The 21,978-nt window shown below is 72.9% G+C and carries 17 protein-coding genes and 1 pseudogene; 4 read left to right on the forward strand and 14 right to left on the reverse strand.

The annotated features are described in order from the left end of the window. Positions 1 to 77: 77 nt before the first annotated feature. The gene (gene pth, locus ACIOD1_RS25245) at positions 78 to 668 is read left to right on the forward strand and encodes an aminoacyl-tRNA hydrolase (RefSeq protein ID WP_365621001.1); all 591 of its coding nucleotides are present in this window, start codon (positions 78 to 80) and stop codon (positions 666 to 668) included. A gap of 73 nt (positions 669 to 741) precedes the next feature. On the opposite strand, the gene ppc is transcribed toward pth, so the two are convergent. Continuing rightward, positions 742 to 3,435, reverse strand: coding sequence for a phosphoenolpyruvate carboxylase (gene ppc, locus ACIOD1_RS25250; protein WP_365621275.1), 2,694 nt, complete (start codon positions 3,433 to 3,435; stop codon positions 742 to 744). 409 nt (positions 3,436 to 3,844) lie between these two features. Between ppc and ACIOD1_RS25255 the strand changes: the two genes are divergently transcribed. Then, positions 3,845 to 4,834, forward strand: a complete 990-nt coding sequence (locus ACIOD1_RS25255; RefSeq protein WP_365621004.1) for a fatty acid desaturase — start codon at positions 3,845 to 3,847, stop codon at positions 4,832 to 4,834. After that, the gene (locus ACIOD1_RS25260; protein ID WP_365621007.1) at positions 4,831 to 5,505 is read left to right on the forward strand and encodes a TetR/AcrR family transcriptional regulator; all 675 of its coding nucleotides are present in this window, start codon (positions 4,831 to 4,833) and stop codon (positions 5,503 to 5,505) included. The genes ACIOD1_RS25255 and ACIOD1_RS25260 overlap by 4 nt, the downstream gene beginning before the upstream one ends. A gap of 76 nt (positions 5,506 to 5,581) precedes the next feature. Here the strand turns inward: ACIOD1_RS25260 and ACIOD1_RS25265 are convergent, their stop codons facing one another. Continuing rightward, entirely contained in the window at positions 5,582 to 5,962 is a 381-nt protein-coding gene (locus ACIOD1_RS25265; protein WP_401904868.1) for a VOC family protein, read from the reverse strand. 2 nt (positions 5,963 to 5,964) lie between these two features. Then, positions 5,965 to 6,831, reverse strand: a complete 867-nt coding sequence (locus ACIOD1_RS25270) for a trans-aconitate 2-methyltransferase (protein WP_365621010.1) — start codon at positions 6,829 to 6,831, stop codon at positions 5,965 to 5,967. Positions 6,832 to 6,977: 146 nt separating this feature from the next. On the opposite strand from ACIOD1_RS25270, the gene ACIOD1_RS25275 reads away from it, so the two are divergent. Then, positions 6,978 to 7,475 (forward strand): MarR family transcriptional regulator, encoded by a 498-nt coding sequence (locus ACIOD1_RS25275; RefSeq protein WP_365621013.1) that lies wholly within the window; start codon positions 6,978 to 6,980, stop codon positions 7,473 to 7,475. Here the strand turns inward: ACIOD1_RS25275 and ACIOD1_RS25280 are convergent. From ACIOD1_RS25280 to ACIOD1_RS25330, 11 genes and pseudogenes are all read right to left on the reverse strand, one after another. Further along, entirely contained in the window at positions 7,434 to 8,201 is a 768-nt protein-coding gene (locus tag ACIOD1_RS25280; RefSeq protein ID WP_365621016.1) for a response regulator transcription factor, read from the reverse strand. The two genes, ACIOD1_RS25275 and ACIOD1_RS25280, sit on opposite strands and share 42 nt — an antisense overlap. A 533-nt stretch (positions 8,202 to 8,734) precedes the next feature. Further along, a complete protein-coding gene (galE, locus tag ACIOD1_RS25285; protein ID WP_401904761.1) occupies positions 8,735 to 9,691 on the reverse strand; it encodes a UDP-glucose 4-epimerase GalE in 957 nt (318 codons plus the stop codon). Positions 9,692 to 9,810: 119 nt separating this feature from the next. Continuing rightward, positions 9,811 to 10,518, reverse strand: a complete 708-nt coding sequence (locus tag ACIOD1_RS25290) for a response regulator transcription factor (protein WP_401904871.1) — start codon at positions 10,516 to 10,518, stop codon at positions 9,811 to 9,813. A 158-nt stretch (positions 10,519 to 10,676) separates the two neighbouring features. Beyond that, a complete protein-coding gene (locus tag ACIOD1_RS25295; RefSeq protein WP_365621022.1) occupies positions 10,677 to 12,347 on the reverse strand; it encodes a PQQ-binding-like beta-propeller repeat protein in 1,671 nt (556 codons plus the stop codon). A 58-nt stretch (positions 12,348 to 12,405) separates the two neighbouring features. Then, complete coding sequence (locus ACIOD1_RS25300; RefSeq protein ID WP_401904764.1) at positions 12,406 to 14,103, reverse strand: PQQ-binding-like beta-propeller repeat protein; 1,698 nt, start codon at positions 14,101 to 14,103, stop codon at positions 12,406 to 12,408. 176 nt (positions 14,104 to 14,279) lie between these two features. Continuing rightward, positions 14,280 to 16,076, reverse strand: a complete 1,797-nt coding sequence (locus ACIOD1_RS25305; protein ID WP_365621028.1) for an ABC-F family ATP-binding cassette domain-containing protein — start codon at positions 16,074 to 16,076, stop codon at positions 14,280 to 14,282. Between the two features lie 28 nt (positions 16,077 to 16,104). Continuing rightward, a pseudogene (locus ACIOD1_RS25310) lies at positions 16,105 to 17,256 on the reverse strand (acyltransferase). 106 nt (positions 17,257 to 17,362) lie between these two features. Then, entirely contained in the window at positions 17,363 to 18,274 is a 912-nt protein-coding gene (locus tag ACIOD1_RS25315; RefSeq protein WP_401904767.1) for a 4-(cytidine 5'-diphospho)-2-C-methyl-D-erythritol kinase, read from the reverse strand. Continuing rightward, entirely contained in the window at positions 18,271 to 19,194 is a 924-nt protein-coding gene (rsmA, locus tag ACIOD1_RS25320) for a 16S rRNA (adenine(1518)-N(6)/adenine(1519)-N(6))-dimethyltransferase RsmA (protein WP_365621037.1), read from the reverse strand. Before rsmA ends, ACIOD1_RS25315 begins: the two co-directional genes overlap by 4 nt. Next, positions 19,191 to 20,324, reverse strand: a complete 1,134-nt coding sequence (locus ACIOD1_RS25325) for a ubiquitin-like domain-containing protein (protein ID WP_365621283.1) — start codon at positions 20,322 to 20,324, stop codon at positions 19,191 to 19,193. Before ACIOD1_RS25325 ends, rsmA begins: the two co-directional genes overlap by 4 nt. 701 nt (positions 20,325 to 21,025) lie before the next feature. After that, positions 21,026 to 21,970, reverse strand: coding sequence for a TatD family hydrolase (locus ACIOD1_RS25330; RefSeq protein WP_365621040.1), 945 nt, complete (start codon positions 21,968 to 21,970; stop codon positions 21,026 to 21,028). Positions 21,971 to 21,978: the final 8 nt, after the last annotated feature.

Genomic DNA, 21,978 nt, shown 5'->3' on the forward strand with positions numbered 1-21,978 from the left:
AGTTGCCGACCGACCGCCGTCCGGCTCCACTGGAGCGGGACGGCGGTCGTCTTCGTAGAGGAACCGAGGAGCTTTTGATGTCGGACGACGCGGCACCCTGGCTGATCGTGGGCCTGGGCAACCCGGGGCCGGAGTACGCGGGCAACCGCCACAACATCGGCTTCATGGTGGCCGACCTGCTGGCCGAGCGGATCGGCGGGAAGTTCAAGGCCCACAAGACGCGGGCCCAGGTGGTCGAGGGCCGCATCGGCCCGCCCGGACCGGCGAACCGTCGGGTGGTGCTGGCGAAGCCGATGTCGTTCATGAACCTGTCGGGCGGCCCGGTCACGGCCCTGCGCGACTTCTACAAGGTGCCCCTGGACCGGATCGTCGCCGTCCACGACGAGCTGGACATCGACTACCCGACGCTGCGGGTGAAGCTGGGCGGCGGGGACAACGGCCACAACGGCCTGAAGTCGATGACGAAGTCGATGGGCCCCGACTACCACCGGGTGCGCTGCGGCATCGGCCGCCCGCCGGGCCGGATGCAGGTCGCGGACTTCGTCCTGAAGGACTTCTCCTCAACGGAGCGCAAGGAGCTGGACTGGTTCGTGGACCGGTCCGCGGACGCGGTGGAGTGCCTACTCCAGGAGGGCCTGGAGCGCGCTCAGTCCTCCTACAACTCCTGACGGAGCCGTCCCACGGCCCCACGAGGAAGCCCCCCGCCGATCCGGCGGGGGGCTCCTTCGCGTACGGGGCGGTTCAGCCGGTGTTGCGCAGACCGGCGGCGACGCCGTTGACGGTCAGCAGCAGGGCCCTGGCCAGCAGCGGGTCCGCCTCCTCGCCGCGGGCGGCGGCGGCACGCTGGCGGGCCAGCAGGGAGACCTGGAGGTAGGAGATCGGGTCCAGGTAGGCGTCGCGGACGGAGAAGGTCTGCTGGAGGACCGGGTTGGAGTCCAGCAGGCGCTGCCCGCCCGTGATCCGCAGGACCTCGCGGACGGTCAGCTCGTGCTCGGCCTCGATGCGCGCGAAGACGTGCTTGAGGTTCTCGGGCACGAGGGTGTCGACGTAGTGGCGGGCGATCCGCAGGTCCGTCTTGGCCAGCGTCATCTCGACGTTGGAGAGGAAGTTGCGGAAGAAGTGCCAGCGCTCGCCCATCTCGCCGAGGGCCGCGTCCTGGCCGGCCTCGCGAAGTGCCTTGAGGCCGGAGCCGACGCCGTACCAGCCGGGGACGATCTGGCGGGACTGGGTCCAGCCGAAGACCCACGGGATGGCACGCAGTCCGTCGAGACCGGCGCCGGAGTCGGGGCGGCGCGAGGGGCGCGAGCCCAGGTGCAGGTCGGCGAGCTGGTCGACGGGGGTGGCCGCGAAGAAGTACGACGGCAGGTCCGGGTCCTCGACCAGCGCGCGGTAGGCGTCGTGCGCGGCGTCCGAGACGATGTCCATGGCGGCGTCCCAGCGGGCCAGGTCGTCGTCGGACTGGCGCGGGGCGGTGTGCAGGGCGGAGGCCTGGAGGGTGGCCGCGACGGTCAGCTCCAGGTTCTCGCGGGCCAGGGAGGGGACGAGGTACTTGTCGGAGATGACCTCGCCCTGCTCGGTGACCTTGATCTCGCCCTCCAGGGTGCCCCAGGGCTGGGCGAGGATCGCGTCGTGCGAGGGGCCGCCGCCGCGGCCGACGGTGCCGCCGCGGCCGTGGAAGAGGCGCAGGCGCACGCCGTAGCGGTGGGCGACGTCGCGCAGCCGGCGCTGGGCGCGGTGGATCTCCCACTGGGAGGTGGTGATGCCGCCGAACTTGGAGGAGTCCGAGTAGCCGAGCATGACCTCCTGGACGTCGCCGCGCAGGGAGACGAGGCGCCGGTAGGAGGGGTCGGCGAGCATCTCGTCGAGGATGACGTCGGCGGCCTTGAGCTCGTCGGTGGTCTCCAGGAGCGGGACGATGCCGATCTTGGCCCAGCCGCCGTGCAGGTCGATCAGGCCGGCCTCGCGGGCGAGGACGGCGGCGGCGAAGACGTCGTCGGCGCCCTGGCACATCGAGATGATGTACGACTCGATGACCTCGGGGCCGAACTTCTCGAAGGCGTCCCTGATGGCGCCGAAGACGCCGAGGGTCTTTTGACCGGCGGCGTCGAGGGGGGCCGGGGTGGGGGCCAGCGGGCGGCGCGAGCGCAGTTCCTTCGCCAGCAGCTTGCCGCGGTAGTCGCGGGGCATGTCGGCGTAGCGCCAGGACTCCTCGCCGAGGCGGTCGAAGAGCTGGCCCAGCGCGTGGTGGTGGGCGTCCGCGTGCTCGCGGACGTCCATGGTGGCGAGCTGGAGGCCGAAGGCGGCCAGCGTGCGGATGGTGCGGTCCATGCGGCCGTCGGCGAAGAGGGCGCCGCGGTGCGCGCGCAGGGAGGTCTGGATGAGGGTGAGGTCCGTGAGCAGCTCGGCGGTGCCGAGGTAGTCGCGGCCCTCCTCGTGGGCGGTGCCCTTGGCGAGGCGCTCGCGGGTGTTGACGAGCTTCTGCCGGATGCAGGTGGCCTTGAGGCGGTAGGGCTCCTCGGCGTTCAGCCGCTTGTAGCGCGGGCTGATCTCGGGGAGCCGTTCCAGGTCGCCCTGCAGGGAGAGGAGCAGCTCTTCGGTCACTCCGGTGTAGCGGATGGAGTTGGAGAGCAGCCCGCGCAGGAAGTCGACGAGTTCGAGGGCGTCGGTGATGCCGTGCTCGTGCTGGAGGATCAGCACGTCCCGGGTGACCTCGGGGGTGACGTTGGGGTTGCCGTCGCGGTCGCCGCCGATCCAGGTGCCGAAGGTCAGCGGGCGGGTGCCGGGCGGAATCTCGACGCCGACGCGCTGGAGTTCGGCGGCGAGGTCCTCCAGGACGTCGCCGACGGCGCCGGCGTGCAGCTCGTCGAGGTAGTAGATGGCGTTGCGGGCCTCGTCGGCGGGCTCGGGGCGCACGACGCGCAGTTCGTCGGTCTGCCAGACGAGGTCGATGTTCTCGGCGAGCCGCAGGTCGTGGCGGCGGCGCTCGCCGGCGCCGGCGACGGGCTCCTCCAGCAGGGCGGCGATGCGGCGCAGCTTGTTCAGGACGCTGCGGCGGGCGGCCTCGGTGGGGTGCGCGGTGAAGACCGGGCGGACGTTGAGGTTCTTGACCGTGTCGCGCAGGTGCTCGGGATCGGCGTCCTTGAGCATGTCGGCGGTACGGGCGAGGAGGCCGCCCTCGGCGGCGCGGTGGGCCCTCAGCTCCTTGCCGCGGTGCACCTGCTCGGTGACGTTGGCGAGGTGGAAGTAGGTGGAGAAGGCGCGCACCAGCTTGGCGGCGGTCTCCAGGTCGATGTCGCCGAGCAGCTCGGCGGCGGCTTCGCCGTCGGTCCGGGTGAGCGCGCGTACTCGCTCGACGAGGTCGAGGAGGTCTCGGCCCTCCTGGCGGACGAGGGTCTCCCCGAGGAGGTCGCCGAGGCGGCGGATGTCCGCGCGCAGCTCCGCGTTGGCCGTCTCGGCGGGCGAGGCGGCGGCCGGCGTGGCGGGGGCCTGGCTGGCGGGGGCCTGGGCGGCCTGGTCAGCACTGCTCACAGGTGCGGCTCCTTGCAGTGTTCGAGCGCTACTGGGCGGGGGGCTCCCGGGTACGCGCGGCGCATGCCGTCCTGATGTGCGCAGCCCGGGCTGCCCGTGCGGACCGCGCTGTCCGACGACACCAGGATAGGTGGCCCGTGCCCGTGCCCCGGTAGAGCGACCGGTACGCGGACACGCGCGGGCCCGCGTACGGGCGACGCGAGCGCGCTCCTCTTGCCCTGTGAGCCGGCTTTGCCATACTTACGTTGCCGTAGGTTACGGGCCCGTAGGTCCGTGGACCCGGAGCCTGCCGACCTCTCACCCCCCAGGGAACCCCATGACCCGCAGTCCCGATCTGGTCGAGGACGCCTCCGCGTCGCCCTCCCAAGAGTCAGCCCCGGATCCGTCCGCGACGCGCGGCGGCGAGCAGAAGCGGTCGATCGAGCAGATCGCGCTGCTGCTGTTCATCACGGTGCCCTTCCTCGCGCTGCTGGTGGCCGTCCCCTTGGTCTGGGGCTGGGGGGTGAGCTGGCTGGACCTGGGGCTGATGGTGTTCATGTACTTCCTGGCGTGCCACGGCATCACGATCGGCTTCCACCGCTACTTCACGCACGGTTCCTTCAAGGCGAAGCGGCCGCTGCGGATCGCGCTGGCCGTGATGGGGTCCATGGCGGTGGAGGGTCCGCTGGTGCGCTGGGTCGCGGACCACCGCAAGCACCACAAGTACTCCGACCACGAGGGCGACCCGCATTCGCCGTGGCGCTTCGGCGAGACCGTGCCGGCGCTGATGAAGGGCCTGTGGTGGGCCCACATCGGCTGGCTCTTCGACGAGGAGCAGACCGATCAGCAGAAGTACGCCCCCGACCTGATCAAGGACCCGGCGATCCGGCGGATCTCGCGCGACTTCGTGCTGTGGACGAACGTCTCGCTGGCGATCCCGCCGCTGGTCGGCGGTCTGGTGACGATGTCCTGGTGGGGCGCCTTCACCGCGTTCTTCTGGGGCTCGCTGGTGCGGGTGGCGCTGCTGCACCACGTGACCTGGTCGATCAACTCGATCTGCCACGCGGTGGGCAAGCGACCGTTCAAGTCCCGGGACCGCTCGGGCAACGTGTGGTGGCTGGCGGTGCTGTCCTGCGGGGAGTCCTGGCACAACCTGCACCACGCCGATCCGACGTCGGCGCGGCACGGGGTGCTGCGCGGCCAGGTCGACTCCAGCGCGCGCCTGATCCGCTGGTTCGAACAGCTGGGATGGGCGAGCGACGTGCGCTGGCCCTCGGACGCCAGGATCGATGCCCGGCGCAAGGAAGAGACCTCGAACGCGGCATGATGGGGGACGTGGCGATCGACGGCAACAGTTCCAGCAGCGACAAGCCCAGGCGGGGCCGCCGGGTCCGGATGACGGGCGCCGAGCGGCGCCAGCAACTGCTGGACATCGGCCGCGCCCTCTTCGCCGAGAAGGGCTTCGAGGGGACGTCGGTGGAAGAGATCGCGGCGAAGGCCGGGGTGTCCAAGCCGGTGGTGTACGAGCACTTCGGGGGCAAGGAAGGGCTCTACGCGGTGGTCGTCGACCGCGAGATGCGCCAGCTGCTGGACGGGGTGACCGGCGCGCTGACGGCGGGGCACCCGCGGGAGTTGCTGGAGCAGGCCGCGTTCGCTCTGCTCGACTACATCGAGAACTACACGGACGGTTTCCGGATCCTGGTCCGGGACTCCCCGGTGGCCCAGTCGACGGGCACCTTCGCCTCGCTGATCAGCGATATCGCCACCCAGGTCGAGGACATCCTCGGGCTGGAGTTCAAGGCCCGCGGTTTCGACCCGAAGCTGGCCCCGCTGTACGCGCAGGCGCTGGTCGGGATGGTGGCGCTGACGGGCCAGTGGTGGCTGGAGACCCGGCAGCCGAAGAAGGCCGAGGTCGCGGCGCACCTGGTGAACCTGTCCTGGCACGGCCTGGAGAACCTGGAGGCCCGGCCCCGGCTGGTGGGCCACCGCAAGAGCTGAGCGGGCGGCGCGCACGAGCCGCCCCCGCCGTGACGGCGCCCCGCCACCGGACCTCCGGTGGCGGGGCGCCGTCGTGTCAGGCCTCGCGGGCCGGCGGGCCGGCGGCCTCCAGGAACTCCAGCCGGTTGCCCACCGGGTCCTGGGAGTAGAACCGCCTGTGGCCCGGCAGGGCGTCGTCCCAGACGACCTCGGCGCCGCGGTCGCGGAGTCTGCGCGCGTACCCCTCGATGCCGGTCACCCGCAGTCCGGGGTGGGCCTTGCGGGCGGGTGTGAAGTCCTCTTCCACCCCGAGGTGCAGCCGCACCGGTCCGGCGGCGAACCAGCAGCCCCCGCGGGCGGCGAGGACGGGCGGTTTGGGGACCTCCGTCATGCCGAGGACCTCTTGGTAGTAGGCGCGCAGCCTGTCCTCGGATCCGGGAGGCGCGGCGAGTTGCACGTGGTCCAGGGCGGTGAGCACGGTCATGCCTCCTTGCGTGCGATGGCGAAGATGCGCCGGAACGGGAAGACGGTGCCGTGCGGGCCGGGCGGGTAGGCCGCGCGCAGGGCCTCGCGGTATTCGGCCAGGAAGCGCTCGACGGCCTCGCGGTCGTCCCCGAGGGCGGTGAGCACGGGCCGCAGGGCGGTGCCCTTGACCCAGTCGAGGACGGGGTCGGGCCCTTCGAGGAGCTGGTAGTAGGTGGTCTCCCACACGTCGACGGCGCAACCCAGCTCGGTGAGCCGGGTGAAGTACTCGGCGGATTCCAGGATGTGGATGTAGCGGGCGCCGTGGCCGGCGAGCCGGTGCCGCCAGGTCGGGGTGTCGCACAGCTCGGCGAGCAGCCGGTGGCTGGGCGCCGTGAAGTTGCCGGGGATCTGGAAGGCGAAGGTGCCGCCGGGTCGCAGGCCGTTGATCCAGGGGGCGAAGGAGCCGGGGTGGCTGGGCACCCACTGGAGGGCCGCGTTGGAGACGATCAGGTCGTACGTCTCCTCGGGCAGCCAGCTCGCGAGGTCCCCGTGGGCGAAGTCGAGGCTGCCGCCGCCCGAGGTGGGTCCGGCGTACTCCTCGGCGGCCCGGTGGAGCATCTCCGGGGAGAGGTCGTAGCCGGTGATCCGGGCGTCGGGCCAGCGTTCGGCGAGCAGCGCGGTCACGTTGCCGGGGCCGCAGCCCAGGTCGGCGATGCGGGCGGGGCGGGTCGGCAGCTCGGATATCCGGTTCAGCAGGTCGAGGAAGGGGCGGGTGCGGTGTCCCGCGTGGCGGAGGTACTGCTGGGGATCCCAGGTGGGCGCGGAAGGGGTGGAGCCGTCGAACGCGGCGGTGCGCTCGGCGGGTGCGGTGTCGGAATGCATGTTCGAGCCTCCCTACTGGTGGGGCGGTCGGAAGCGGAAGCCGTTCCGGCCCCCTCCATGCCCCATGCTCGGCGAGAATATATCTCGATGTCAAGATTCTTGAATTGAAGAGACTTCATGTCGACAGACCCCTTACACTGATCGGCATGGAGGACGAGGTCGATCGACTGGTCGCGGCATGGCGGCGGGAGCGCCCTGACCTCGACGTGGAACCGCTGGAGGTGCTCAGCCGGGTCAGCCGGCTCGCGCGCCACCTCGACCGCGCCCGAAGGCTCGCCTTCTCCGAGCACGGACTGGAGCCCTGGGAGTTCGACGTCCTGACGTCGCTGCGCCGGGCCGGCGCGCCGTACCAGCTCTCCCCCGGGCAACTCCTGACCCAGACGCTCGTCACCTCGGGCACCATGACGAACCGCATCGACCGGCTCGCGAAGAAGGGCCTGGTCGAGCGCCTCCCGGACCCCAGCGACCGGCGCGGAGTACTGGTTCGACTCACGCCCGAGGGGCGCGACCGCGCGGACCAGTCGCTCGCCGGCCTGCTGGCCCAGGAACGGGCGATCCTGGGCCGCCTCTCCGCGGGCCAACGGGGCGATCTGGCCGGGCTGCTACGCCGGCTGACCGCTCCGTTCGACAACATCCCCGGCTAGTTCCGCGGGCCGCACCCCGGCCCGCCGGGCCAGGGCCACCGCGGCCAGGGTGGAGTGCACGCCCAGCTTGCCCAGCACGTTCTGCATGTGGGTGCGGACGGTGTGCGGGGAGAGGAACAACCGCGCCGCCACGTCCTTGCGGCCCAGGCCGGCCACCATGCAGCGCAGCACCTCGTGCTCGCGCGGGGTGAGGGACTCCACCAGTTGTTCGCTGTCGCTGCGGTGCTTGCGGGCGGCGGTCAGCTCGCGCAGCACCCCGGTGAGCAGCGCGGGCGGCAGGTGGGTCTCCTCGCGGAGCACCCCCCGCACGACGGCCAGCAACCGGGACAGCGAGCAGTCCTTCGCCACCCACCCCGAGGCTCCCGCCTGGAGGGCGAGCGCGGCCCGGCGCGGGTCGTCGCGCTCGGCGAGGACCACCGTACGGACGCCCGGGTGGGCCACCCGTACGCCCGCGACGAGGGCGATCCCGTCGGACACTGGCGTCGGCGGGCCGGAGCCCGACCCCCGCTGCGCGGGCAGGGCCCCGACGACGGCGCCGAGGTCGGCATCGACGAGGAGCACGTCGAAGCGGCGACCCTCGGCCACCGCTCGTTCCAGGCAGCGCGTGGCGGCGGGACCGCTGCCGGCCGCGGACACGTCCACGTCCGGCTCGGCCGCGAGCGCGGCTGCCAGAGACTCGGCGAAGATGCGGTGGTCGTCGACCACCAGAACCCGGATACGGACCACAAAACCCCCAAGGGTCGGGGAACGGACTGCTGCTGGTACGACGCCCGGACCGGGTGGCCCACGAGCCGCCGCGGCCGCCGCCGCGACATCTGTGCACTACCCCGGACCGGACGCCGTACCCGGCGTGTCTCGACCCCTGAATCAACACCGGCCCCCACCGGTGTCACGCATCAGCGTAGGCCCGGTGACGTCCCGTGGTTGGCCGAATAGCGGAAGTTTTTCGAGCGATTTTCCGGTGGGACGGTCCGGAACGGGCGTGGCGGTGGCTTGATTTCGCCCATTCGGGAGGGCTCATGGGTGATTGCGTCCCGTGCGAGTGCCACGGGCAGTTGCACGGGGACGGTTTCACCCGGCGTACGCGCGCCGGGCGCCCGCGCACAGCGCCCGCGCACAGCGCCCGTCGTACGCACGCGCGCCCCCCGCACCGGGGTACGGGAGGCGCGTACGGGTGGGGCCCGCGGTTCGAACAGGAGGGGAGGGACCTGTGGTGCGGCCGGGGCGCGGCGGGCCCAGCGGCGGGCCCAGCGGCGGGCTCAGCGGCGGGCGCGGGCGAAGCCCCAGGCGTCGGTGACGATGCGCGTGAGGTCGGAGCGGGTCGGGGTCCAACCGAGGCGCTCGTGGGCCGTGCGTGCGGAGGCCACCAGGACCGCCGGATCTCCCGGCCGGCGCGCGGCCACGACCTCGGGGACCTCGTGGCCGGTGACCTTGCGGACCGTCTCGATGACCTCGCGGACCGAGAACCCGCTCCCGTTGCCGAGGTTGCAGACCAGGTGCTCGCCCTCGGCGGCCGCGGTGAGCGCCGCCAGGTGGGCCTCGGCGAGGTCCGCCACGTGGATGTAGTCGCGCACGCAGGTGCCGTCGGGGGTGGGGTAGTCCTCACCGTAGACCGAGATCGACTCCCGCTCCCCCAGGGCGACCTGGAGGACCAGCGGGATCAGGTGGGTCTCGGGGTCGTGCCGCTCGCCGAACTCCCCGTAGGCGCCGGCCACGTTGAAGTAGCGCAGCGAGACCGCCGCGAGGCCGTGCGCCGCGCACTCCCCCGCGATCATGTGGTCGACGGCCAGCTTCGAGGCGCCGTAGGGGTTGGTGGGCGCGGTGACCGAACGTTCCGTCAGGGGGCCGTCCGTCGGCTCCCCGTAGGTGGCGGCGGTGGAGGAGAAGATCAGTCTGCGCACCCCCGCCTCCCGCATCGCGGTCAGCAGGGCCAGGGTGCCGCCGACGTTGTTGTCCCAGTACTTGCCGGGGTTCGCCACCGACTCGCCGACCTGCGAGGAGGCCGCGAAGTGCAGCACCGCGTCGTAGGAGGGGTCCAGGTGCTCGGCGGCGTCCTGGATGCGGCCGTCGATCAGGGTGGCGCCCGCGGGCACGCCCCGGGTGAAGCCGGTGGAGAAGTTGTCGAGGACGGTGACCTCGTGGCCGGCCTCCAGCAGGTGGGCGGCGACGACGCTGCCCACATAGCCGGCCCCGCCGGTGACCAGGTACTTGCTCACGCGCACTCCTACCTCTCGCGGACGCACGCGGGCACGCGTGCAGGCACTGGCTTACCGGATTCCGCGGCTCCGGGGAAATCGCCCGTCGCCCGGGACCGCCCCCCGGACGGGCCCGCCCCTCACGAGCGCCCCGGTTGCCCCTGTTCCCACTGCTCGCGCACGGGGAGCAGCGCCCGGTCGAGCAGTCCCGTACGGGCGGCCATGGCCGCCGCCTCCAGCCGGGATCCCACGCCGAGCTTCATCAGGACCCGTTGGACGTGCGTACGGGCGGTGCTCGGCGCGATGTCCATCCCGGCGGCGATCAGCCGGGTGTCCTCGCCCTCCGCGACCCGGACCAGCACCTCCACCTCGCGCGGGGTCAACAGCCGCAGCAGCCTGCTGCCCTCGTCGTCGGGCTGGGCCGCGGGGTTGAGGAGTTCCGCGAAGGCCCCCTGGAGCAGTTGCGGGGAGATGGCCGACTCCCCCGCCCGGGCCTTGGCCAGGGCCCGCTCGACGCCCTCGATGCGCTCGTCCTGGCGCACGTAGCCCGAGGCGCCGGCGGCGAAGGCGGCCGCGATCCCGCGCGGGCTCGGGACCGGTCCGAGGACCACGACGGCGATCTGCGGGCGCTCCCGCTTGATCCGCGCGACCGGTTCGAAGACGCCCGGTTCGGCGGGGGTGGCCGTGCCGAAGAGACAGACCTCCGGGGCGCGGCCGATGACCAGCTCGGCCGCCCCGGCCGCAGGCGCGGCCGCCGCGAGCACCCGGTGCCCGCGCAGTTTCAGGGCCGAGGCGAGCGCCTCGGCCAGCAGGCGGTGCTCGTCGACCACCATGACCCGTACGCCCATCAAGGCTCCCACCCCAGATCCTTCTGACCCGGCAAGCTACACGCATGTTCGACGGGCCGTCCCGGATACCGCGCAGAAGCCCCCGGAAGGGCGGACCTTCCGGGGGCTTCGGTGCTTTTCGGCGCGTGTGCGCCCGTCGCGCGGTGCGGGAGCCGGTGTCAGCTCGCGGTGAAGGAGACGAACAGGTACTCCGGGTCGGCCTTGTCCGAGTACGGCTTGCGGACCATGGTGCGGGAGAGGAAGAACTTGCCGTTGTGGTAGAGCAGTTCCGAGTGGTCCAGCGAGAAGCCGCTCTCGGCCCGCTGGCTCGCCTTGTCGGCGGGGTTCTGCATGAGGACGGTCTGCTTCATCGTCTTGCCGTCGATGCTGACGATCTGTCCGCCCCCGTCGTACGGGGGCTCCTTGTAGGCGATGACGTTCGATCCGTCCATGCGCAGCGGGACGACGGTGTAGCGGTCACCGGCGTCGGCGCGGTCGGAGGTGGGCTTGCCGGTCTCCAGGTCGAAGGAGACGATCTCGTTGGTCCGGCCGACCGAGCCCGAGGAACCCTCGTGCTCGTAGGTCGGCATGTAGACCTTGCCGTTGCCGACGACCATCTTCGAGCACTTCTCGACCTCGGTGGCGGGGCACTCGGGCGCGTAGTTGCCGGACGACAGTCCGATGCGCGACTTGAGCTGGCCCGCGTCGTCGATGACGAAGAGGTCGCTGACGCCCGTGGCGTTCTTCGCGGTGTCGCCGACGTCGGCCGCGACGATCAGCGGCTTGGTGGAGATGATGCCCGCCCACTCGATGCCGGGAGACAGCTTGTACGAGGACTTGGGCGCGCCCGTGGCCGGATCGAGGACCTGCGCGAGCAGGCTCTGGTTGGGACTCTGACCGCACTTGCGCAGGACCGCGAGGGCCTCGCCGCCCGCGTAGCCGAGGTCGTAGCAGCCCTGGCCGTCGACCTTGGGGCTCCACAGCGACTTGCCGTCGGTGAGGTTCCAGGCGGCGCCGCCGGAGAGGCCGCCCGCGGCGACGGTCTGGCCGGAGAGGGTGACCTCGGTGAAGGCCACGGACCGGTCGCCGCCGGTGGCGGACTTGGCGTTGGCGGACCAGAGGAGCTTGCCCGTGTTCAGGTCGACGACGCCGACCTGGGTGCACTGCGGGTACTTCTTCTCGGGGGTCGCCTTGGCCTCCTCGAAGAGGATGGCGGTCTTGTTGTCGCTGATGTGCTTGGTGGCACCGCAGACGTTGGCGGGGAGCGGCAGCTCCCACTTCTTGCCGCCGTCGACCAGGTTGTAGCCGACGACCTTGGCCAGGTCCGACTTCACGTACGTGGTGTCGGTGAGCCAGGAGCCGTCGACGGAGACCACGTCCTCCGGCGCCGGGCTGGGGACGTTGAGCAGGGTCTTCGACTTGGGGTTGGCCGGTACCTTCTCGGTGCCGCCCGCGCCCGCCGGGTTCTTGGGGTCCGGGGAGCCGCTCGGGCCGTCCTGGGCGATCGGCCGCGTGCCGCCGCCGTCCCCGTCGCCCGAGACGTACCAGAAGCCGCCGCCGATGATGAGGGCCATCGCGACCAGGGCCGCCCCGACGATCATCAGCTGGGTGCGCTTGTCGTTGCCGCCGGACGCCGCGGGGGCGCCGAGCGAGGGCTGCGGGACGGTCTGCGGAGGCTGCGGCGGGTAGCCGTAGCCCGGCTGCTGCTGCGGGTACCCGTACGACGGCGCGCCGGCCGGGGCGTTCGGCGGGACCGGCGGGGGGCCGCCGAAGCCGCCGGCGGGCGGCTGGTTCGGCGGCTGGTTCGGCGGGGGGCCCGGCGGCTGGTGGGGGGGCGGCGGGATGCTCATGCGGTACTACTGCCTCTCGGTGGGCGGCTCGGTGGACTCGTTCGCTGGCCGGAGGCCGTCACTTGCCGAAGACCATCAGGAGCCTCTCGTCCTTGCCGTTGCCGAGCAGCGAGGTGGTGGACTGGAAGAACCGGCCGCCCTCGTAGCTCCGGTACGCGTCGTTGAAGGAGCCCTCGATCTTCGCGGAGGAGCCGGAGGGCATGCGCAGGAGGACCTTGGGGCCCCCGCCGGCGGCCGGCAGCGAGACGATCTCGCCGGGCTGGTCCAGGGCGCCCCGACGGTAGGCGGTCAGCTGCCCGTTCGCGGCCTTGACCGGGACGTAGTTCCGCTTGTCGCCGGCCGCGGTGCGCCACTTGACCTTGCCGCTCCCGAGGTCGAAGGCGACGATCTCGTTGTTGAAGCCGCCCTCGGCGGCGGTGCTCAGGTAGAGGGTGGCTCCGTCGACGGCGGCGTCGCCGCAGTTCTGCAGGCCCTCACTGCTGCTGGAGCCGCCGCAGTTGAGCTGGAAGGAACCCTCGCCGGACATCGTGGAGCGCTTGGTGCCGTCGTTGTTGAGGGCGAGGATGGCGCGCTGGCTGGTCTCCCGGTTGGAGGCGTCGACGACGATCGGGTTCACCGAATAGACGGCGGTGACCGCGTAGCCCTTGGGGAGCCGGTAGGACCAGGTCTTCTTGCCGGTGTTCGGGTCGGCGTCCTGGATCTCGACGATGTTGTCGGCGTCCATGCAGGTGGCGAAGCCGATCATCTTGCCGTTGCCCGCGGCGTAGCTCGCGGGCTGGCAGCCCTCGGGGCCGATCCCGGAGAAGAGCCGCTCGCCGGTGGCGAGCCGGTAGGCACCGGTTCCGCCCATGCGGTTGACGGCGATGGTGTCGCCCGTGAAGGTCACCGAGGCGTCGATGTCGCTCTCGAAGAGGCCCTCCTTCTGGACCTCCTTCGTCCAGACCTCCTTGCCCGCCTTGAGGTCGACCAGCTTCATCTGGTTGCAGTTGTCGCCGTCCTTGACGATCACGACCGTCTTGCCGTCGGAGGTCAGTTGGCCGGTGACTCCGCAGATCTCACCGCGGGCGTCGAGCTTCCACTTCTCCTTGCCGTCGGTCACGGCATAGGCGACGAAGCCCTTGTCGACGGTCTTGACGACGGTGTCGCCGACCACCCACTGGCCCTTGGTGGGGATGCCCGCGCCGGGCCCCACGAGGTTGGACGTCTTGAGCCACAGGGCCTTGTCCTCGCCGGCCTTGCGGCCCGCGTTGAGGTCGGTCGTGTCCGCGTCGCCGACGCCCTTGCCGTCGCCCTTGTCCACCGGGGCGGAGCCGGAGGGCTCGGGGGCGGCGGGCGTGGAGGCCTTCGCGACGGGGGTCCCGGTCGCGGAGCCGTCGTCCTTGAGGAACGCGAAGTAGCCGACGGAGCCGAGGACGAGCACCCCCGCCACGGCGGCGGCGATCAGCAACGGGCCCTTGCGCCGGCCCCCGCCCGGCGGCGGGCCGGGGTGCGGGGCGATCGGCACGGTGGGCGGCATGCCGGGGGGCTGCGCCGGGAACCCGTAGCCGCCCTGCTGGTACGGCGGGGGCGGCTGCTGCGGATGGGGCTGTTGGGGCTGTTGGGGCTGTTGGGGTTGCTGAGGGTGGGGCCGGGGCTCCTGGGCGTACGGGTTGGCGCCCTGTTGCGGGTAGCCGTAACCCGGCTGGGGCGGGCCCGGCAGATGTCCGTAACCGGGCGGCTGAGGCGGCTGGTTCGGCGGCTGGGGCGGCTCGGTCATCAGCGCATACCTTCGACGTCGGGCGGTCCGGAACGGACGAGGATGTCCAGGAGAACCGACCCTTTCTATCACTCGTGGCCGACATGCGACGGGCCGGTCCGTCCCCTGTTCCCAAGGGCGGACCGGCCCGTGATGTGGCCGTTATCGCTCCGACCGGTGTCCGGCCGGTCCGGACCTCAGGCGTCCTCGGCCAGTTCCAGCCAGCGCATTTCCAATTCGTCCCGCTCCGAGATGAGTTCGCGCAGCTCCGCGTCGAGCTTGGCGACCTTGTCGTAGTCGGTCGAGTTCTCGGCGATCTGCGCGTGCAGGTTCGACTCGCGGTCGGACATCTTGTTGAGCTGGCGCTCGATCTTCTGGAGTTCCTTCTTCGCCGCGCGCGAGTCACCGGACGCGGAGGACTTGGCGGAGGCGACGGGAGCCGCCGGGGCCGCCGCCTCGATCATCTTCTGCCGGCGCTCCAGGTACTCGTCCAGGCCGCGCGGCAGCATCCGCAGGCTCGCGTCGCCCAGCAGCGCCATCACCGTGTCGGTGGTGCGCTCGATGAAGAACCGGTCGTGGGAGATCACGATCATCGAGCCGGGCCAGCCGTCGAGGAGGTCCTCCAGCTGGGTCAGGGTCTCGATGTCGAGGTCGTTGGTGGGCTCGTCGAGGAAGAGCACGTTGGGCTCGTCCATCAGCAGGCGCAGGATCTGCAGCCGGCGGCGCTCGCCACCGGAGAGGTCGCCGACGGGCGTCCACTGCTTCTCCTTGGTGAAGCCGAACTGCTCGCACAGCTGCCCGGCCGTCATCTCGCGGCCCTGGCCGAGGTCGACCCGGTCGCGGACGCGCTGGACGGCCTCCAGGACGCGCAGCGACGGGTCCAGCTCGCCGACCTCCTGGGAGAGGTAGGCCAGCTTGACGGTCTTGCCGACGGTCACCGTGCCGGCGGCCGGCTGGACCTCGCCCTGGGTGCGGGCGGCCTCGCCGAGGGCCCGCAGCAGGGAGGTCTTGCCGGCGCCGTTGACGCCCACGAGACCGACGCGGTCACCGGGGCCGAGGTGCCAGGTGAGGTGCTTGAGGAGGGTCTTGGGCCCGGCCTGGACGGTCACGTCCTCCAGGTCGAACACGGTCTTGCCGAGGCGGGCGTTGGCGAACTTCATCAGCGCGGAGGTGTCGCGCGGCGGCGGCACGTCGGCGATCAGCTCGTTGGCCGCCTCGATGCGGTAGCGCGGCTTGGAGGTCCGTGCGGGGGCGCCGCGGCGCAGCCAGGCCAGCTCCTTGCGCATCAGGTTCTGCCGCTTGCCCTCCTCGGTGGCGGCGATGCGGTCGCGCTCGGCGCGGGCGAAGACGTAGTCGCTGTAGCCGCCCTCGTACTCGTGGACGTCGCCGCGCTGCACGTCCCACATGCGGGTGCAGACCTGGTCGAGGAACCACCGGTCGTGGGTGACGCAGACGAGCGCGGAGCGGCGTTCCTGGAGGTGGCGGGCCAGCCAGGAGATGCCCTCGACGTCGAGGTGGTTGGTGGGCTCGTCGAGTACGAGGAGTTCCTGGTCGGCGATGAGCAGCTGCGCGAGCGCGATGCGGCGGCGCTCGCCACCGGAGAGCGGGCCGATGACGGTGTCGAGTCCCTGGCCGAAGCCGGGCAGGTCGAGGCCGCCGAACAGGCCGGTGAGGACGTCGCGGATCTTGGCGTTGCCGGCCCACTCGTGGTCGGCCATGTCCCCGATGATCTCGTGGCGGACGGTGGCCGTCGGATCGAGGGAGTCGTGCTGGGTCAGCACGCCCATGCGCAGGCCGCCGTTCTGGGTGACCCGGCCGGTGTCGGGCTCCTCCAGCTTGGCGAGCATGCGGATGAGGGTGGTCTTTCCGTCGCCGTTGCGGCCGACGACACCGATCCGGTCCCCCTCGGATACGCCGAGGGAGATGCCGTCGAGCAGGGTACGGGTGCCGTACACCTTGCTGACTGCCTCGACATTGACCAGATTGACGGCCATCAGACGCGCTCCAGGGAAGGGGTGTGGATCAGCCCCCCAGCCTAACCCTCCGGGCCGACCCCGACCGTTCCACCAGGAGCAGGCCCCCCAGCGCCATGCCGATGGCGGCGGGCGCGGTGACGGGGAGGGCGATCAGGGTGGCGGTGTGGCCTTCCAGGAGGCCCCCGAGGCCGGTCACGGACAGGCCGAGCACGCCGAGCACGCACAGGGTGATGCCGAGGACGGCGGCGGGGCCGCTGCCGGGGTGGGCGGCGTCGCGCGCGGGGGCCTCGTGGCGGCGGAAGGCGGCGACGAGGGCGGCCGTCAGCGCGGCGGCGGCCAGGATCCGGAGCGGGACCTGCGCCCACCAGGCGGCGGTGGCGGGCTCGGGCAGGGTCAGGCCGAGGGCGAGCTGGGCGGCGTAGACGCCGAGCATGGCGGTGAGGTGCCACAGGAAGGCCGTCATGGCGACGCCGTTGGCGGCGACGACCCCGCGCCAGACGCGGGGCCGGGCGAGCCAGGCCGTCGCGGGCCGGGCGAGCAGTTGGACGGCGCCGACGAGCCACAGGCCGTGACAGAGCAGGGCGAGGGTGGGCGGGGCCATGTTGGAGACCTTCTCGCCCGGCATCCCGACCATGGACAGCGGGTACGGCCCGAACGCGACGAGCAGGACGGCGCCGGCGAGACCCGCGGCGGCGAGGAGGGCGGGGCGGGTGAGGCGGCCGTCGGCGCGCAGGAAGCCGAGCTGGTGGACGGCGAGCCAGACGAGGGCGAAGTTCAGGAACTCCACGTACGGCACCCGGAGCGGCCGCGCTGGTCGACGTCCTGCGCTTCGCCCTCGGGCGCGAGCGCCGCCCACACGAGGATGAACACCAGGGTGGGCCGCAGCAGTCGCCGCAGCCGGGCGCGGTCTTCGTCGGCGGCTTCTCGCACGCCCTCTCCCACCGCTCCCTGGAGCGCCGTGCGCAAGGGCCCGTCTACGCCGCCTTCCTCAGAAGACCGGCATGATCTGCAACCCCCAGGTGAGGACCTGGAGCGGGGGCACGAGGGCGAGCAGGTTCCCTATGCCGTCGCCGCTGACGGCGGCCATCAACCAGTGCCCGAGCACGACGGCGGCGAGCGAGGCGACCCGGAGCAGGTCGACGTACCGGTCCCGGGAGTCGGGTGTGGCCGCGGCCGCGGCGCGTGCGCTGACTGTCATGGCCCCACGGTGTCCGGCACCCCGGAACCCCCGACAGAGCGCGCCTACTCATCTCCCGGATGAGTACCCCCGCCCGCCCGCCGGGCGGTCCCGGCCCCGGACCGCGTCAGGAAGCGGCTACCACCGTGGCGCCGGGGGCCGGGGAGGTGGTCGGGCGGGTGGCGCGGCAGGTCGGGACGGCTTCGAGCGCGGCGGCGACCTTCGCCGCGGACTCGGCGTCGCGCACCAGGAACGCGGTCGTCGGGCCGGATCCCGAGACCAGGGCGGCCAGGGCCCCGGCTCCGGTGCCCGCCGCCAGGGTGTCGGCGAGCTCCGGCCGCAGCGAGAGGGCGGCCGGCTGGAGGTCGTTGACCAGGGTCGCGGCCAGCGCGTCGGGGTCGCCCGAGGCCAGGGCCGCGAGCAGCTCCGGCGAGGCCCGCGGCACCGGGACCACCGTGTCGGCCGTGAGCCGGTCGAACGCGCGGAAGACGGCCGGGGTCGACAGCCCGCCGTGGGCGACGGCGAAGACCCAGTGGAAGGTGCCGGCGTCGACGGGGGTGAGGATCTCGCCCCGCCCGGTGCCGAGGGCCGCGCCGCCGACCAGGCTGAACGGCACGTCGCTGCCCAGTTCCGCGCAGATGTCGAGGAGTTCCGCGCGCGGGGTGTCCAGCTTCCACAGCGCGTCGCAGGCCAGCAGCGCCGCCGCGCCGTCCGCGCTGCCGCCGGCCATGCCGCCCGCGACGGGGATGCTCTTGGCGATGTGCAGGTGGACGTGGGGGGCGATGCCGGCGCGGGCGGCGAGGATCTCGGCGGCCCGCGCGGCCAGGTTCGTACGGTCCAGCGGCACCTGGTCGGCGTCCGGGCCCTCGCAGCTCACGGTCAGCGCGTCGGCCGCGGTGGCGGTGACCTCGTCGAAGAGGGAGACGGCGAGGAAGACGTTGGCCAGGTCGTGGAAGCCGTCGGGGCGGGCCGCGCCGACGGCCAGTTGGACGTTGACCTTGGCGGGGACCCGGACGGTGACGCAGGACGCGCCGGTCACAGCGCGGGCCGTTCCGCCGCCGGCTTGTGCTCGGCGATGGCCGCGAACTCCTCCACCGTGAGGGATTCGCCGCGCGCCTGCGGGGAGATCCCGGCGGCGACGAGCGCGACCTCGGCGCCCGCGGCAGAGCCGGCCCAGCCGGCCAGCGCGGCGCGCAGGGTCTTGCGGCGCTGTGCGAAGGCGGCGTCGACGACGGCGAACACCTCGGCCTTCGTGGCGGTGGTCTTGACCGGTTCGGTGCGGCGGACCAGCGAGACCAGCCCGGAGTCGACGTTCGGCGCCGGCCAGAACACCTTGCGGCCGATGGAGCCGGCGCGCTTGACGTGCGCGTACCAGTTGGCCTTGACGGAGGGGACGCCGTAGACCTTGTTGCCGGGTTCGGCGGCGAGCCGGTCGGCGACCTCGGCCTGGACCATGACGAGGGTGCGCTCGATGGTCGGGAAGCGGTCCAGCATGGTCAGCAGCACCGGCACGGCCACGTTGTACGGGAGGTTCGCGACGAGCGCGGTCGGCGCCGGGCCGGGCAGTTCCTTGACGAGCATGGCGTCGGAGTGGACCAGCGCGAAGCGGTCCTTGCGGCCGGGCAGCCGCGCCTCGATGGTCGCGGGCAGCGCGGAGGCCAGGATGTCGTCGATCTCCACGGCGACGACCCGGTCGGCGACCTCCAGCAGGGCGAGCGTCAGCGAGCCGAGTCCCGGCCCCACCTCGACGACCACGTCGTCCGGCCGCACCCCGGCGGTGCGGACGATCCGGCGGACGGTGTTGGCGTCGATGACGAAGTTCTGGCCCTTCTGCTTCGTCGGTCGTACGCCGAGTACCTCGGCCAGCTCGCGGATCTCGGCCGGCCCGAGGAGGGCGTCGGACGGGGTCTCGGCGGGGGTCTGGGGGGTCTGGTCGGGCTGCTGCTCTGCGGTGCTCACCGGTTAAGCCTACGGCCGCAGTGCGGCCACGGACTCGCCCCCCGCTGCACGTAGAGCTTCTTGGCCCGGTACGTCTGTTCCGATCCCGAGGCGTCCTGCGGGCGGCCGCTGCCGCCGAGGGCCTGCCAGGTCTGCACGTCGAACTGGTAGAGGCCGCCGTAGGTGCCCGACGCGTCGGTGGCGGAGGCCCGGCCGCCGGACTCGCACCGGGCCAGGGCCGCCCAGTCGAGGCCGTCCGCGCCGGAGACGGCGCGCGGCAGGGGCTTCGTGCCGACCTTGACCACCTGGCTGACGGGTTCCCGGACCAGTTCCTCGGCGATCTTGCGCGGCTGCTGGCGGACCCCGTTGACGGTGCGCAGGCCGTACGTGACCCTGCGGGCGCCGGGGCGGCCGGAGCGCTCGACGACCTCGGTGCCGGCGAAGAGGTCGTCGTCCTCGATCCGCTCGGTGGCGTACGGGACGCGCTCCTCGCGGACCTCGCGGGTGCCGGTGATGCGGAGCACGGTGACGGTCTGGCCGTCGCGGGGGAAGGACTGCGGGGCCACGGAGGTGGTGTCCTCGCCGCGCAGGGTGATGCCCGCCTGACCGAGGGCCTCCTGGACGGTGGCGGCGTTGGTGCGGATGGTGGTCTCGCGACCGTCGGCCATGAAGGTGACCCCGCGTTCGGTGCGCACGCCGAGGGTGAGTCCGGAGCGCGGGACGGGGGCGGTGCGGGGGGCGGAGAGGTACGCGCCCTCGACGCGGACGCCGAGTTGGCGCAGCGCGCCGTCGACGGTGCGGGCGGTGGTCCACAGCTGTCGGGTGCCGCCGTCGAGGGTGAGGCGCAGCGGGCGGCCGTAGCGGACGGCGATCTGTTCGCCGTCGTCGAGGGCGGAGCCTCGGGCGGGGGCGACGAGGTCGTGGGCGCCGACGCCGAGGCCTTCGGAGGCGAGGAGTTCGTCGACGGTCCCGGCGAAGGTGTGGAGGGTGCGGGGCACTCCGTCGACGGTGAGGCGGACCGCCTTGTCGGCGGCGACGAAGGCGGTGGTGCCGCCCGCGAGGAAGGCGACGACGAGGGCCTGCGGGAGGATGCGCCGCCAGCTGTCGCGGGCGCCCGGCGCGCGGCGGGCCCGGCCGGGGGCCGCGGTGATGGGGGCGGGCTCCGGGGAGGCGGGCGGGGCCGGCGGGGCGGCGAGCGCGCCGCGGCGCCGGCCGGTGGCGGGGGCGGGGGCGGTGGCGGCGAGTTCCCCGTCGAGGGGGGAGGCCGGGCCGCGACGTCTGCCCGTGGCGGGGGCTTCGGTGTCGGGCGGGCCGGGCGGGGCGGCGGGCGCGGGGATCGCGGCCGTACGGACGGAGCCCCGGCGGCGTGCGGCCCTGCGGCCCTCGCCCCGGGGGGAGGGGACCCCCGGTACGGGGGCGGAGTCGAGCACGGGCGGCGCGGTCTCGGAGGCGAAGCCGAAGGCGAAGCCGCCCTCGATGCCGGGCGGGGCGCCGGGCGGGGCGCCGTGGGCCGGCTCCCCCGAGGCGTCCGCGACGGCCCCGGCGGGCTCGAAGGCCGCGCGGTCGGGGTCGAAGGCGCGGTCGCGGTCGGGGTCGAAGGCGCGGTCGGGATCTGCGTCGTGGTCGTACGCGCCGCCGTCCTGGTCGGGCTCGGACGGGCCGGAGCGCGGGTCCGGAGCGGGCTCCGGTGCCGCGTCCGGCCAGGACACACGGCGGTGACTGCCCTGCGTATCGCTCACGTCGTTCGCTCCACTGGTCCGGCCCAGGCTGGTTCGGGCACGGCACCCTAACGGGAGCGGTCGTCACGCACCAAAGCCGTTCGACTACCCAGCGTGTCGAACGAACAGGTGTGTCAGGAGGTGGGTCGGTAGTCGAATGCGCGCGCCGTATTGGCGGCCAGGGCCGTGGCCATGGCGTCCTCGTCGATCCCGCGGACCGCCGCCATCGCCCGCACCGTCAACGGAATGAGGTACGGGGCGTTGGGCCGGCCGCGGTACGGGGCGGGCGTCAGGAACGGGGCGTCCGTCTCGACCAGGACCAGCTCCAGCGGGGCCACGGCGAGGGCCTCGCGCAACGGGGCGGCGTTCTTGAAGGTGACGGTCCCGGCGAAGGACATGTAGTAGCCGGCGGCCGCGCACTCCCGGGCCATCTCGGCGTCCCCCGAGTAGCAGTGGAAGACGGTGCGCTCGGGAGCGCCCTCCTCGCGCAGCACGCGGAGCACGTCGGCGTGGGCCTCGCGGTCGTGGATGACCAGGGCCTTGCCCTGCCGCTTGGCGATCTCGATGTGGGCCCGGAAGGAGCGCTCCTGCGCGGCCATGCCGTCGGGTCCGGTGCGGAAGTAGTCGAGGCCGGTCTCGCCGACCGCCTTCACGTGGTCGAGCGCCGCCAGTGCCTCGATCTCGGCGAGCGCGTCGTCGAGGGCGGCCTCGCCGCCGCCGGGCCGGGCCCCCTGGCGCGACCAGCCGTCCGGATCGCCGAGCACGATCCGGGGGGCTTCGTTCGGGTGCAGGGCCACCGCCGCGTGGACGTTCGGGTGCGCGGCGGCGGTCTCGGCGGCCCAGCGCGAGCCCTTCACGTCGCAGCCGACCTGCACCACGGTGGTCACGCCCACCGAGGCCGCCTTCGCGAGGCCCTCCTCGACCGTGCCCGCCTGCATGTCGAGGTGGGTGTGGGAGTCGGCCACCGCCACCCGCAGCGGCTCGGGCAGCGGGGGCGGCCCGTCCTTCGGGGCCTTGGCGGCCTTGGCGGACGCGGGCCCGGAGGACGGGGCGGAGGGACCGGAGGGGCTCGTACTCATACGGCCGA

Origin of the sequence: Streptomyces sp. NPDC088097 (genome assembly GCF_044741845.1) — a bacterium.
Taxonomy (GTDB): Bacteria; Actinomycetota; Actinomycetes; order Streptomycetales; family Streptomycetaceae; genus Streptomyces.

What these genes read in the sequence shown, in the direction of transcription:
- pth (WP_365621001.1), top strand. Translation starts at nt 78, where the DNA reads ATGTCGGACGACGCGGCACCCTGGCTGATCGTGGGCCTGGGCAACCCG.
- ACIOD1_RS25255 (WP_365621004.1), top strand. Translation starts at nt 3,845, where the DNA reads ATGACCCGCAGTCCCGATCTGGTCGAGGACGCCTCCGCGTCGCCCTCC.
- ACIOD1_RS25260 (WP_365621007.1), top strand. Translation starts at nt 4,831, where the DNA reads ATGATGGGGGACGTGGCGATCGACGGCAACAGTTCCAGCAGCGACAAG.
- ACIOD1_RS25270 (WP_365621010.1), bottom strand. Translation starts at nt 6,831, where the DNA reads ATGCATTCCGACACCGCACCCGCCGAGCGCACCGCCGCGTTCGACGGC.
- ACIOD1_RS25275 (WP_365621013.1), top strand. Translation starts at nt 6,978, where the DNA reads ATGGAGGACGAGGTCGATCGACTGGTCGCGGCATGGCGGCGGGAGCGC.
- ACIOD1_RS25290 (WP_401904871.1), bottom strand. Translation starts at nt 10,518, where the DNA reads ATGGGCGTACGGGTCATGGTGGTCGACGAGCACCGCCTGCTGGCCGAG.
- ACIOD1_RS25295 (WP_365621022.1), bottom strand. Translation starts at nt 12,347, where the DNA reads ATGAGCATCCCGCCGCCCCCCCACCAGCCGCCGGGCCCCCCGCCGAAC.
- ACIOD1_RS25300 (WP_401904764.1), bottom strand. Translation starts at nt 14,103, where the DNA reads ATGACCGAGCCGCCCCAGCCGCCGAACCAGCCGCCTCAGCCGCCCGGT.
- ACIOD1_RS25305 (WP_365621028.1), bottom strand. Translation starts at nt 16,076, where the DNA reads ATGGCCGTCAATCTGGTCAATGTCGAGGCAGTCAGCAAGGTGTACGGC.
- ACIOD1_RS25330 (WP_365621040.1), bottom strand. Translation starts at nt 21,970, where the DNA reads ATGAGTACGAGCCCCTCCGGTCCCTCCGCCCCGTCCTCCGGGCCCGCG.